Annotated in this window: 13 protein-coding genes; 1 reads left to right on the top strand and 12 read right to left on the bottom strand. The window is 25.6% G+C overall.

The features are described from left to right. Positions 1–9 precede the first annotated feature (9 nt). From F801_RS0101370 to leuS, 12 genes are read right to left on the bottom strand one after another with little or no spacing between them, the layout of a single operon-like run. On the bottom strand, positions 10–222 hold the full coding sequence (locus F801_RS0101370) for a preprotein translocase subunit SecE (RefSeq protein WP_014335541.1): 213 nt from the start codon (positions 220–222) through the stop codon (positions 10–12). Between the two features lie 20 nt (positions 223–242). Continuing rightward, positions 243–386 (bottom strand): 50S ribosomal protein L33, encoded by a 144-nt coding sequence (rpmG, locus tag F801_RS04220; RefSeq protein ID WP_013302495.1) that lies wholly within the window; start codon positions 384–386, stop codon positions 243–245. A 35-nt stretch (positions 387–421) separates the two neighbouring features. Further along, positions 422–970 carry a sigma-70 family RNA polymerase sigma factor gene (locus F801_RS0101360; protein ID WP_013302073.1) on the bottom strand — a complete coding sequence of 183 codons (549 nt, stop codon included), beginning with the start codon at positions 968–970 and terminating at the stop codon, positions 422–424. Between the two features lie 20 nt (positions 971–990). Further along, positions 991–1668, bottom strand: a complete 678-nt coding sequence (gene rlmB, locus F801_RS0101355; protein WP_014335542.1) for a 23S rRNA (guanosine(2251)-2'-O)-methyltransferase RlmB — start codon at positions 1666–1668, stop codon at positions 991–993. 34 nt (positions 1669–1702) lie between these two features. Next, positions 1703–2905: a class I tRNA ligase family protein gene (locus F801_RS0101350; protein WP_013302071.1), complete on the bottom strand. Its 1203-nt coding sequence runs from the start codon at positions 2903–2905 to the stop codon at positions 1703–1705. Then, positions 2898–3581, bottom strand: coding sequence for a YgjP-like metallopeptidase domain-containing protein (locus F801_RS0101345; protein ID WP_013302070.1), 684 nt, complete (start codon positions 3579–3581; stop codon positions 2898–2900). Before F801_RS0101345 ends, F801_RS0101350 begins: the two co-directional genes overlap by 8 nt. Next, entirely contained in the window at positions 3571–4260 is a 690-nt protein-coding gene (locus F801_RS0101340) for a nuclease-related domain-containing protein (RefSeq protein ID WP_013302069.1), read from the bottom strand. Before F801_RS0101340 ends, F801_RS0101345 begins: the two co-directional genes overlap by 11 nt. A gap of 2 nt (positions 4261–4262) precedes the next feature. Further along, positions 4263–5504 carry a CNNM domain-containing protein gene (locus F801_RS0101335; protein WP_014582557.1) on the bottom strand — a complete coding sequence of 414 codons (1242 nt, stop codon included), beginning with the start codon at positions 5502–5504 and terminating at the stop codon, positions 4263–4265. Beyond that, positions 5494–6867, bottom strand: a complete 1374-nt coding sequence (gene dnaB, locus F801_RS0101330; RefSeq protein WP_013302067.1) for a replicative DNA helicase — start codon at positions 6865–6867, stop codon at positions 5494–5496. The genes F801_RS0101335 and dnaB overlap by 11 nt, the downstream gene beginning before the upstream one ends. Further along, positions 6860–7297, bottom strand: a complete 438-nt coding sequence (gene rplI, locus F801_RS0101325) for a 50S ribosomal protein L9 (protein WP_013302066.1) — start codon at positions 7295–7297, stop codon at positions 6860–6862. Before rplI ends, dnaB begins: the two co-directional genes overlap by 8 nt. After that, positions 7297–9291: a GGDEF domain-containing protein gene (locus tag F801_RS0101320; RefSeq protein ID WP_014335545.1), complete on the bottom strand. Its 1995-nt coding sequence runs from the start codon at positions 9289–9291 to the stop codon at positions 7297–7299. Before F801_RS0101320 ends, rplI begins: the two co-directional genes overlap by 1 nt. Before the next feature lie 40 nt (positions 9292–9331). Next, positions 9332–11698 carry a leucine--tRNA ligase gene (gene leuS, locus F801_RS0101315; protein WP_014335546.1) on the bottom strand — a complete coding sequence of 789 codons (2367 nt, stop codon included), beginning with the start codon at positions 11696–11698 and terminating at the stop codon, positions 9332–9334. A 133-nt stretch (positions 11699–11831) separates the two neighbouring features. On the opposite strand from leuS, the gene F801_RS0101310 reads away from it, so the two are divergent. After that, on the top strand, positions 11832–13928 hold the full coding sequence (locus F801_RS0101310) for a PTS fructose transporter subunit IIABC (RefSeq protein WP_014335547.1): 2097 nt from the start codon (positions 11832–11834) through the stop codon (positions 13926–13928). Positions 13929–14063 lie beyond the last annotated feature (135 nt).

The following is a 14063-nucleotide window of genomic DNA, read 5'->3' as shown; positions in this document are numbered from 1 at the left end:
TTTCTCTCTTTATAGACCTACTCCTGTTCTATTTCAAAGCACGGTTGCTATTGTTAATATAATGAAAAATACAATAGTTGCAACTAAAATAAAAATTAACACTTTAAAATAATTTTTAGCTAAATATGAGCCTGTTGGTCATTTAACTCTTTTTAGTTCTTTAAAAAAGTGTCTAATTCAATACTTTTTTGGTTTCTTTTTCTTGTTTTTAAATTTAAACATTGACAAAACTTTCTAACTATTTATTTTTCTTCTTTATGTGTTGTACTTGAGTTACATTTTTTGCAAAACTTTTTCAAAACCAGTCTTTCTTGAGAAGACTTATTAATTGTGTAGTTTTTACTTTTACATTCTATACAACTTAATGAAATTTTTGATTTTGGCATTTATGCATTATAACAAAAAAATTTAAGTTATAAAATTATAATATATAAGTATCAATTTTCTTTTTAAATTCTTTTAAAATAATATTTATTTTTTGTGGACTAACATTTGTTTTAGAAGAAATTTGCTTAGTTTTAAAGCCACTGAAGAAATAATGAACTAAAATTTCTAGCTCTAAATCATTTGTAATATCAAATGTTTTTTGCAATCACTGTTTTGGTTCATTGTGTGAATAAACACTTTGCTCATAAATATCTGAATTAGGATCTTCAAATTCAAACTCATATTCTTCATAATTTAAAGCTAAATTTAAAACTTGATGAGATTTTGAAACATATTTTTTTGAATAATTAATCATTAAATATTTAACTTTGTAAAAGAGATATTTTTCAAACGAGTGTTGTTGATTTTTATCGTAAGAATTGACAATGTCAACTAAATTAAAAAGACTATAATTTACTAAATCTTCTCAGTTTAATGGGATATTATTATAAATTTTAATTACGCTTTTTGCACTAGCTACAAAAATGTGTTTGTATTGATTATATGTTTTTCAAATTAATTTATTGTGATATTTTGATTTCAAAAAAACTTTATTTTTACCTCCTAATTTTTAAAAAGGATAATTCCTGCTGCAACTGAAACATTTAAAGATTGAACAGTTCCTTGCATTGGAATATAAAAAATTTCATCAGATTGATTTAATAAAGATTTTGAAATTCCTTTAGCTTCTGAGCCCAAAACAATAGCGCTTGGTTGATTAAAAACAATTTGGTCTAAAGGTTTTGCAGTTTTTGAAAGAGCTGAAGCATAAATTCAGAAATTATGTTTTTTTAGTTTTTCAAATGTGGCTAATAAAGAATTAACTAGTATAAATTTTATCCCAACAAATCCACCTGATGATATTCTAATTACACTATCATTAATTTTGGCACAATTATCTTTTGGTAAAATAATATGTTTAATTCCAGCTGCATTTGCGCTACGAATAATTGCCCCTAAATTATGATTGTCTTGAATATGATCTAAGACCAAAATCCTTTTGGGATTATCTTTAAAAATCGACTCGATTGGAAAATATTTAACGTTTTCAATTTCAGCTACAAAACCTTGATGATTAATTCCTTTAGCTAATTTATCTAAAAAACTCTTTTCTACTATGTGCACTTGATAAGTGTTTAAATTTAAATTTGGCACTATTTTTGTTAGATAAATTTTTTTAATCGGAACGTTATTTTTTATCGCGTCTAACAAAGAATTCTTACCGCAAATGTATTTAACCATGATTTAATTCCTTTAGTGTCTAAAAAGGAAAAAATTATGAAAAAATAAACTTATTTCATAATTTTTCTCTAATTTTGTCAGCTTTTTGATAATTTTTTTCTGATTTTAATTTTTTTCATTTCTCTAACAAAGCAAAATCAGTTTTATTTAGTTTTTTTGTTGCAAAAATAAAGCCAAGAACGTTGAAAATGAAGGATAAATTAGCATAATCCTTGTTTTTTAAAAGTAAATTAAGTTCTTTATTTGCTTGTGCAAATTTTGATTGTAAAAATAATTTTAATATTGGATTGTATACTTTTTTTAAAGATTTTCTTGGATTAATTAAGTGTTCAAAAAAAGCTTTTTTATATTGAATTATTTTGTTTTTATTAGCTTCTAAAAGTTCATTTGTTAAATCAATTGGTCCAGAAATAGAACTAGTTAGCAAAATATGTCTATAAACATCTGGATGATATTTTTCAACAAAATTATCAACTAAAAAAACGTTATTTAGTGACTTAGACATTTTTTCATTATTGATTTTGATTTGGCCAACATGAACTCATTTTTTTGTTATATTTTTCTTAGTTAGTGCAAAATGTTGTGCATTTTCATTTTCATGATGTGGAAAAATCAAGTCAATGCCGCCTGAGTGAATATCTATTGTTTGTTTATTAAAATATTTAAAAATTAAAGCAGAACATTCAGTGTGTCATCCTGGACGTCCCAAACCTAGCAAAGAATAATACTTGATTCCTAGAGTTGTTTTTTTTCATAAAACAAAGTCATTGGCGTTGGATTTGTATTGTGTTTTGCTTGATGAAACAAGTGAATTTATTTTTTGACCTGAAATGTGACCATAATTTTTAACTTTTGAAGTATTAAAGTATAAATCATCATTTTCTTGATAAGTAAATCCTTGTTTTTGAAGCAAATAAATATAATTTTTGATAGTATTTAGCTCATTTGTAACTTTAACTATTTTTGTTGGTTTTTGAATATTAAAAAGCTTTAATTTCTTCATATAGTCTTTGTAATAGAACTCAGAAATTTCTGCTTCTGTTTTATTTTCTAAAATAGCTTTTTTGATGATTTTATCATCAATATTTGTTATATTATGAAGAAAAAACAACTCATATTTGAAATATTTTTTTACTCTGTTTAAAATGTCAATGGTTAAAATGGGTCTTAAATTGCCAATATGAATATAATCATAAACAGTTGGACCACAAACGTAAATATTTTCTTTTTTAGTCATATTGATTTCTATTTATTTTTTTTCTAATTTCTAAATAATCAGGTTTGTATTGAGCTACTAAGTTTCAAAATTTATCACTGTGATTATTAAAATAAAAATGTGCTAATTCATGAATAATAACATAATCCAAGGAGTTTTTACTAAAGGGAAAAAGTTTTTTGGAAAAATAAATTTTTCGTTTGCTTATATGATTGGTTGCTCAAGCACTTGTTTTATTTCGAATAAATACCTCAAAATCAGGTGTGTGCATAATTTTGCTTCAATACAAAATTCTTGTTTTTATGTACTTTAAAAGCTTTTTATTGATGTTGTCAATAATTTGTAATTTTATAGTATTTTTATTAATTGATTTTAATTTAAATACTAAATTTTGTGCATATAAAAAATACTCATTGTTAGTTTTGATTAAGTTAAAATTATATTTTTGACCTAGAAAATAGAAGTATTTTTGTTCTAGATTAATTGGAACAAGATTGTTGGAATTTAATAATAATTCATCAATTTTTGGCTTTAACAATTCTAGATTTTGTTTGATTTTTTCTAAAGAACAATTGGTCAACACTCTTAATTTGCCATGATCTAAACGAACTGTGAATTTTAAATTTTTGTAATTCTTTTTTTCAATTATCACTTCATATTCAACACCATTATACAAATAAACTAGCTTAGAATTCATCTTTGATAGCTTTCTTTAATTTTTTTACATTAGCTCTTGAATTATCAATAAAATGTTCAATTAATTGGAAAATTCTCTTTTGATCTTCATAACCAATGTAATTGTTAATTAATTGTTGCATTAGTAAATCTAATTTAAATCTTAAATCAGGTTCAAAAATTATTAAAGTATCATTTTGATAATCAAAATAATTACTAATTTCTAAAGACTTTGTTTTTGAAGAAAAAATAACCAAAGAAAAGAAAGGAACAGGCATATTTAAAAATTTTTGTAGCTTGATAATATGCATTTTATTTTGCACAATTGGACTATAAATTTTATGTTGGTGATTAAAACTAGTTTTAGTTCAATAATTAGAGTAAAAATCACCTTTAATAAAACCATTTAAAGATTTTATTTCTACTACAATTACTGCTTTCCGAGTTATTAAAATACTATCAACTTCAAATAATAAATCTCCTTGTTTTAAAATAGAAGAATTAATAAAAAAACTTTGATTATCAATAGCTCATTGAAGTAATTTATCATTTACTTGCTTTTCATATTCTTTTCCTTTATTTTGCTTTAAGATTTTGGTATATAAAGCTCGAAAGTGAAAGAATAATCAAAGAACTAAAACTACTAATCAAGATAATAAAACAATAACACTACCTACAATAAATCCTGTATTATTATCCATAATTAGCCTTCATTTTTCTTTGTGATTTGAATTTCACTAACATTGTGTGATTTGTTTAAAACCTTGAAAGTAACTTGAAAATTTTCTTGTGGATCTTCATATGTAAATTTTAAATTATTAATTAACTTTTGTTTGCTATGATGTTCTAATCAAGCTTCGATTGTATTAAAAGATGATTCAAGATTGATATTTAATTGTTCATTTACTGTAGCTACTTTAGTATCATTATTTACAATAATTGAATCTTCAAAAATTTGATAATATTCTAGCTGATCTCGATAATCATATTCATCATAAATTGGACCAACAAGTGTCTCTAAAATATCTTCAAGTGTAATAATTCCTATTATATTTTGTGAATTTTTGTTTTTGTTGTTAGTTATAAAACCAAATTGTGATTTAGTTTTTTTGAGTTTTTCATAATTAGTTTTTAAAAGATCATTTGCACATAAAAATGGTACATCAATAATGTAATCATCTATTTGAAATTCCTTTAAAAAGAAAAGATCCTTAATTAATAAAATTCCTATAAATTTTCCTTTTTTTCTAACTGGAATCCTTGAAAACCTTGACTCTTTAAATATATCTAAAATTTGTTCTAAACTCATATCATATTCAACAAAAACAACATCTTTTATCCGTGTAAAACAGTTAATTGTTTTAATAGAATCAAAATCCAAAGCTTTAATTGCTAAATTAGATTCTTCTTTTTCAAGTACACCTTCATAGGTTCCTTGTTCAATAATTTTTTTTAGTTCAATTTCTGTATTAGTTACTGAATTTTCTTTGAAAATTTTGGCTAAAACAAGGGCAATTGGATAAAAGAAATAATAAAAAATAGCTATTAAAAGTCAAGTATTTTTCAAAAACTTAATCGGAAATTTTCTAGCAATTAATTTAGGAAATAACTCACCTAATAAAACAATAATTGGAGTAGTAATCAAAATTGAAACAATCAATCTCAATGATTCATTAATAATAAAAGCACCTAAAAGTGTGGATAAAACAATGGATAATCCGATATTGACTATATTGTTACAAATTAAAATAACTGTAAAAGTTTGTGAAAAATTATAGAACTTGTGCAAAATTGATTTTTTAGCAATAGATTCTGCTTTTAAATTTTCTTCTAGTTTTACTTTAGAAACACTTGCATACGCTGTTTCTGAAGCAGAAAATAAAGCTGAAAAAACAACTAAAAAGAGTGTAAGAATAAATAAAACAATTATGAAACTACTCTCCATAATCATCCTTGTTTTCAAAGCTTTGTAAGGAATTAGATTTTTCAAAAAAATTACCTGTTGCAAGATCAAAGGACATTGAAATTTCTCCAATTGGTCCGTTTCTATGTTTTGCAATAATTAGTTGTGAATCTTGAATATTATCATTTGTTTTTTTGCTAGCATAATAACTTTCACGATGCAAAAACATCACAATATCAGCATCTTGCTCGATAGAACCAGATTCTCTTAAATCTGAAAGTTGTGGAGTTTTCTTTTCCCTTTTTTCTACTTCTCTTGAAAGTTGTGATAGTGCAATAATCGGTGTGTCTAATTCACGTGCTAATTGTTTTAATTTTCTTGAAATAATTGAAACTTCAACTTGTCGATTTTCATTTCTTGTTTTTGAACTAGAATTAATTAGTTGTAAATAATCTATGATTATTAAATCGATTTGTTCTTTTTTTCTTTTTAGTCTTTGCAATTTTCAAATCATTTCATTTAATTTAATTGTTCCTGAATCCTCAATTAAAAGATTGTATTTATTAATTTTATTATCAATTGAAGCTTTGATTCTAATTCAGTGATCTTTTGTAAGTGCGCCTGGTTTTTTAAAAATTGAAGCATCTATCATAGTTTCAAGTGACAACAAACGTGCAACAAGTTGTTGTGAAGACATTTCCAAAGAAAAAAAGACTACATTTTTTTTCGCATCACATGCATTTTTAGCAAGATTTAAAGCAAAAGCAGTCTTTCCCATAGAAGGACGAGCTGCTAAAATAATTAAATCTCCTTTTTGTAAACCTGAAGTCATGTGATTTAACTTATCAAATCCAGTGGTTATTCCTTTAATATCATAGCTATATTGCTGATTACGCAACATTGTAAGTAGATCTTGTGCAACTTGTGCAATGCTGTCAAAATCTTGTTTAGCATTGATCGAAATAATTTGATTCATTTTTTCTTGAAATTCATCAATTATGTCATCACTTAATTTTTTTCCTTGTGAAATTTCTTTTTTAGATTGTTCAAAAATTTCAAGAATTTTTCTTAATTTCGTTGCTTCAGAAATTTTTTTGATATATTCAATAATTTCAGCTTCAACTACATATTCATCTAGTGAAAGACTCAAAATATATTGCTCACCACCTGCTTGTTGAAGCTTGTTTGTTCTTGATAATTCGTTGATTAGTAAATTAATATCAAAGGTTTTTGTGCTTTCCATTAAATCTGATAAAGCATTAAAGATAATACGTAATTTTGCACTAGTAAAATCTTCTATAGATAAATAATTAACTATATTAATTCATTCATTGGGATAATATAAAATATACGATATTATTTTTTCTTCTAAATCGGTTTCGTACAACCTATCATATTTATTCATCTTTTAGAACCTTTATCCTTAAGTTAGCACTTACTTCGTGTGAAAGTTTCACTTTTAAAATGCTAAGTCCTAAAGAAGTAATGTGCACTTTTTCAACTGTGTGTTTTTCAAGATGAAGACCTTTTTCTTCAAGAGCTTTAAAAACTTGTTTTGTTGAAATTGAACCATGTGGATGATCATTTGTGAACTTTAATTTAAATTCTAAAATAAGTGCTTGAATTTGTTCTTTTAGTTGTAAATCTTTTTGATGTTTTTCTTCTTTTTGCTTGATAATTTCTTGTTTTCTATGATCTAATTCTTTTATATTTTGTTCAACATAAGGAACAGCAATTTTATTTTTAAATAGATAATTTGAAGCATATCCAGGACTTACTTCAATTACTGTGTTTGCTTTACCATCTTTTGAATCTTTTATAAGTATTACTTTCATTATTTTCTCCCTGTAATTGCGTTAATAACGTTGTCTTTAAATTCTAAAAATGTCTCAGTGGTTGATTGAGCTGCTGCTGCGGAAAAATGACCACCACCCCCTACTAACTCTGCAATGTGTTGCACATTTGTATTTGGTAATGAACGAGCTGACATTTTGTAAACATTTGAATTTGGTAATTTAGCGATTACAAAAACTGCTTGTCTTTTATAAATATTTAATAAATAATCCGTTGCTATTGAAATTAAATCTGATTCAATTGCTTTATCAATAGCTGCTAAAAAATATCCAGGTTTTACTTCTTCTAAACTTTTAATTACCTCGTTAATTATAGTAAAATCTTCCTCAGAAATTTTTAAAATATTAATAGCTTCTTCAACAGACGCTCCTCAACTTGATAAAATACTTGCTGCATTAAAGGTTTTTGAAGAAGATGATTTCTTAAATTGCACTGTATCCATATAAATTCCATTTAAAAGCATTTGTGCAACCAATGGTGAAACAATTTTATCATCATAAGAATTAAGAGCAATGAATTCAGTTATAATCTCACAAGTTGAAGAAGCTAGTGTGTCAATATAATCATTTCCATAAGTTAAAAAATCAGGTTTTCCAGAAGTTACTCCATGATGATCAAAAATGAAAATATTATCTTTATTAATATACTTAAAAGCATCTGGATTTTCAATTCGCGCTTTTTCTGCTGTATCTAATAAAATAACTAAAGTGTTTGCGTTGTTTAGTAATGTTGCTTTTTTTGGTTTAATAAAAACTTTTCGATCAATTTTATCTTTTTGTAAGTTCAAAAACCTTCTTGCAGTAGCATCAAAGCTATCATTTTGAAGATAAAATTTTTTGTTATAAAGTTTGAATTCTCTTTTTGCATATTCAACTAAAAATCAACCTAAAGCATAAGCAGAACCTAAAGCATCAAGATCAGCATTAATGTGACCGTATAAAATAATTTTTTGAATATCTTCTGAAGCTAGTTTTTTAAGTAGTTTTTTGGAAACATAATTTAAATTTGTTCTTGAAGTAGTAACACTAATTTGACTATTTCTTCCATAAGAAAATGGTTTAAATCCATATTTTATAATTGTGGTTTGATTTCCACCACGAGTTTTAGAAAAATTTAGAGCATCTTTTGCTAACTTATTTAAGATCTTAAAATCCTTGATTCCAAAAGCAAAACCAGTAGAAATAGTGATATTTAAATTAGCATTTGATTCAATTTTTGTTTTTTCTACTAAATGTTTTTGGAAAATATCAAAGTTATATTGTTGTCATTCTAAAAAAGTTGCATAATTAAGAACAATTAAAAATTTTCCATTGATATATTGTCGATAAGTAAAATCATATTCAACTAATAAATTTTCAAAGAAAACATTAATTTTGTTTTGAATTGAAAACATTTCATCTTCGTTCAAAATAGAAGAAAAAACTTGAAAATTATCAAATTCAATTTCACCTATAACTCATGAATCATCAGCATATTTCGAAGTAATAGAATCTAATAAAGTTGTATCTTGAATTGACAATCAACGATTAGAAGTATTAATTTGTACACTAAGATGATTCTCACCAATAGAAAAATCGAATTTTGAAGGTAAAAGGAAGAAATTCCTGTAATTTTCGCTTTCAAATAAAGTATCAACTGATTTTCCAATTAGCGCTTTTTGGTATAAATTGTAAATAAATTCAGAAGCTCAAACTATTTTTCCATCTGTTGAAAAAACAACAACTCCTAAACCATTTTCGGATAAAACATTTTCAAAATGCTTGTAGAAAAAATTGTTTACATTGATTGATCTTTTATAAAAATGAAAAGTAACAAAGAAGAAAATTGCTATTAAAATCAAGATTAAAAACATCAATATTGTAAAAAAAGCAGAGTTTGATATATCAGATTTATAATAAACTAATAAAATAAGTCAAATAATTAATATTGAAAAAACAGTTAAAAATACAAATAATCAAGTTTTCGAAACTTTCATCTTTTTCCTTAGTTTTTATAGTAATTTTATATTTATTTTACTATTTTACAACCAAAGTAACAATTTTATCTTTGATATAGATTTCTTTAACAATGTCTTTATTTTGGATGTATTTTAAAACATTTTCATTACTTTTTGCTTTGTTTAAAATATCTTCTTTTGAATCTTCATCATTTTTTTGAATAATAGCTCTTAATTTTCCATTAACTTGCACAGCAATGTTAACAATATTGCTTAAAATTTTAGATTGATCAAATGTTGGTCATTGTTGTAAATGAATTGGTTTTTGTTCTAATTGTTCTAGTAATTCTTCTGCAATGTGTGGAGCAAAAGTTGAAAACATAATTAGAAAATCTACTAGATATTTTTTAGAACTTAAAATTTCTTGTTTATAAAGGTGATTAATGTAAACCATCATTTTAGAAATTGCAATATTGTATTTTAAAGCTTCAATATTTTCACCAATTTCTTTTATACTTTGATGATAGATAGATTCAAATTCAGCATTTGAGTAATTTTCTTCATAAATGAAGGATTTTTGCATAATTCTTACAATTCTATCTACTCATTTTTTAATTCCTTGAATACCTTCAACACTTCAAGCTTTAGTATCGATTAAAGGTGACATAAACATTAAATAAATTCTTAAGGAATCAGCACCAAATTGATTAACTACCTCGTTTGGATTAATGATGTTTCCTTTGGATTTAGACATTTTTTGTCCATCTGTTCCTAAAAGCATTCCTTGATTTACAACTTTATAAAAAGGTTCTTTTGTAGGTACGATTTTTAAATCATATAAAAATTTATATCAAAAACGAGAATAAATTAGATGACCAACAGCATGTTCTTGCCCTCCAATATATAAATCAACTGGCATTCATTTTTCAAATCGCTGATATGCTTCTTTGGATTCAATGTCTAAATAACTACCATCTGCATTTTTTAAAATATAAGCTAAAAAATATCAAGAAGAACCTGCTCATTGTGGCATCGTATTAGTTTCTCTTCTATATTTTTTTCCTTCTTTTTCAAAGAAAACTCAAGATTTATTATTAGCTAAAGGAGATTGTCCATCACCTGAAGGAGTAATATTTTCCATATAAGGTAGTTCAACAAGTTTTTCTTCTAAATAAATTTTGCCATCTTCATCAAAATAAATTGGAAATGGTTCGCCTCAATATCTTTGTCTAGAAAAAACTCAATCTTTAATTTTAAAAGCTTTAACTTGGCTTGATTTTCCTTCATTTTTTAAATCAAAATGAATATGTGCTCTTGCTTGAAAAATTGTTAAATTATTATATTTTTTTGAATTAATTAGTCTCTCTTTTTCATTAATAACTTCAATAAATTCTATGTTATTTAATAATGCAAATTCTTTGTCTCTTTCATCATGTGAAGGAACTCCCATTAAAGCTCCTGTTTGGTAATTTGCAATTACGTAATCACAAATAAAAATAGGAATTTCTTTGTTATTAACAGGATTAATTGCAAAAAGATTTGTAGCAATTCCTGTTTTGGAATTATTTTTTTGTTTTTCTCTAGCTGCAAAATTTTCTATAAAAGTTTTAATTGCTGGATTTTGATTAGCAAGTTCTTCAGCTAGTCAATGATTAGGGGATATTGCTAAAAATGTGGCACCAAAAATAGTGTCTAATCTTGTTGTAAAAATATCGACATCTTTTTGCTTATCTTGTAGTTTAAACTTAACATTTCAACCAAGAGATTTTCCTATTCAATTCTCTTGTAAACTTTTAAGTGAGGAAGGAAAATTCACAAGTTTTAAATCTTCTAATAATCTATCAGCATATTGAGTAATTTTAAGTACTCATTGCTTCATTTTTTTAGGATAAACTAAAAATCCTCCTCTTTCACTTACGAGTTGCCCTTCTTCATTTACAAGCACTTCTTCATTTGCTAAAACTGTTGCTAACTCTGGACATCAATTTACTTCTACTTCTCTAATTTCAGCTAAATTATGTTTGTATAATAAAGCAAAAATCTTTTGTGTTTGTTCATAAAATAAAGGATCAGTTGTATCAACTTCTTTATCTCAATCATATGAAAAACCTAAAGAAATGAGCTGTTTTTTAAAATTTTGAATATTTTCTTGTGTGAATTTAGCTGGATGATTTTTTGTACTTAGAGCATATTGCTCAGCAGGAAGACCAAAAGCATCTCAACCAATTGGATGAAGCACATCAAAATTATTTAATCTTTTAAATCTAGCAATGATATCTGTTGCAGTATAACCAAGTGGATGACCTATATGTAATCCAGAAGCTGAAGGATATGGAAACATATCAAGTACATAAAATTTTTGTAAATGATGATTTGTTGTTTTAAAAGTCTTGTTTTGTTGTCAATATTTTTGTCATTTTTGTTCTATTTTTAGATGATTGTACATAGTAATAAATTTTACTATATTTTTATTTTTAGTTAAATTTATAAAATGAAATTACTAATTTATACTTTGTAACTTTTTTTTCTCTTATCCAAAATAAAAAAGTATAATTTTTAAATAAAAAAGAAAGGAAAAAATGGAAATTCAACAATTTTTTAATAAGGATTTAATTTTTATTGATCAAGAAATTAAAAACAAAACTGAAGCAATTTCTTTCATTAGCTTAAAACTTAAATCTAATAATTTTATTGCTGATTTTACACAAACACAATCTGAATTTTCAAGTAGAGAAGAGCAAGTATCTACCTATTTAGGTGATTTTATTGCAATGCCTCATATTAGAAACAAAAATGTTGTAAAAAATTCAATAATGTTTATTAAAAATTCTAAAGCCATTAGTTGAAATAATACTCCAGGACAAGAAGAAGTTAAATTTATTTTTGCTATTGCTTTAAACGATCAGGAACAAGCTGATTTGCATATTCAAATTATTCAACAACTATCTAAAATGTTTATGCAAAAAGAATTTTTACAAAAATTAGAAGCAATTAAAACTCAAGAAGAATTTCTACAACTAATCTCTCGTTTTTCTTCAGAAAATGAAGAAAAAACACAAGAAACATTTACTTCTAAATTTGATGTTGTAGCTATTACTTCTTGTCCAACAGGGATAGCGCATACTTACTTAGCCAAGAGTAATTTAGAAGAAGCAGCTAAAAAAATGGGTGTAAGTATTAAAGTAGAAACTCAAGGTGCCGATGGTGTACAAAATAAATTAACTAACTTTGAATTAAAAAATGCAAAGGGTTTAATCATTGCAAGTGATAGAGAAATTGAAAAATCTCGTTTTGCTCATCTTGATAATGTTTTAGAGGTTTCTGCTAAAAAAGCGATTCACAATGCTGAAGAGCAAATTAAAAAAGTATTAGAACACAAAGGAAAAATGCTTAAAACAGCTTCAGCAAGTAGTGGTAATGCTTCAGAAAATGAAGCACAAATGTCATTTTATGATTTCCACAAAAGAATGTATCGTTCATTATTGTCAGGAATTTCATATATGTTACCATTTATTGTTTTTGGTGGAATCATAATCGCCTTTGCCTTTATTTTAGATCTAATTATCGGAGCTGCTTATGGGCAAAATCTTAATTCTCCTGCATTTTTAAAAAGTTTTGGTAGCAACTATGCATTTTCAAACTTAATTTTAAGTGTTGGAAAAATTGGAATGTCACTTGCTGTTTCCATTTTAGCAGCATTTATTAGTTTTTCACTTATTGGAAGACAAGGATTATTGCCTGGATTTGTAATTGGTGCGATTGCAAGTGGTCAATTAGCCTCATCATATGGATTTTTAGCTCCATCACTTGCAAATGATTATAACTTATCAGCTAATCAAATTTTAACTACAGGGTCAGGATTTATTGGGGCAATTTTTGGTGGTTTTTTTGCCGCAGCTATGGTTATTGTATTTAATAACTACATTTTAAAAGCTTTACCTAAAAACTTACAAGGAATTAAAAATATTTTATTAATTCCTTTATTAGCAACTATTACAATTGCTTTATTATTTTGAGCTTTAAATATAGTTTTAATTTATGTTAATTTTGGACTTACTATCTTCTTATCCATTTTAGAATCTAAAACATACTTAGTGTGATTACTAGGACTTGTAATTGGAGCAATGATGGCATTTGACTTAGGAGGACCAGTAAATAAAGCTGCTTATATTTTTGCAACATTTACAGTTTCACAAAGAGGAACTTCTTCTATTTCAATGGCTGCAGCTATGTTATCAGGAATGATACCTCCATTAGGAATTTCTCTTTCTATGTTTGTTAATAAAAAACTATGAACTAAAGAGCAAATTCATGCAGGTAAATATTCTAATATAGTTTTTGGATTATCCTTTATTTCAGAAGGAGCAATTCCATATACAGCTAATAAACCAAAAGTACTTTTCCCTTCAAATATAATAGCAGGAATAGTAACAGGAATTTCTTCAGCTTTATTAGGAATTAATATTATTGCACCACATGGTGGAATATTTGTTGTCTTTTTAGCAAGAACAAATTTAGTAGAATCTACTGGCGCACAAATTGGTTTAGGAATTTTGTTCTGAATCTTGGTTTTACTCATCGGAACTATTACTCACGCATTTTGTATTTGATTCTTCTCAAAAGTTGAAAAACTGGGGTGAAACTTTAAAAAAATCTTCAAAAAAGAAGCAAAATAGTAAAACAAATTCTTGAATTAAAAAATCAGCTTCTATTTTGAGGTGATACCCTTTTCTTGAAAAAATTTTTGAGTGTTTTAATTAATTATAATTTGAAATGAATGTTTCCCTAAATTTAATGGGAGACATTCATTT

It is taken from the genome of Mesomycoplasma hyorhinis ATCC 17981, from assembly GCF_000383515.1.
In the GTDB taxonomy this organism is placed as follows: Bacteria; Bacillota_I; Bacilli_A; order Mycoplasmatales; family Metamycoplasmataceae; genus Mesomycoplasma; species Mesomycoplasma hyorhinis.
The sequence above is the reverse complement of the archived record's forward strand: the minus strand, read 5'-3'. Positions and strand labels throughout refer to the sequence as shown.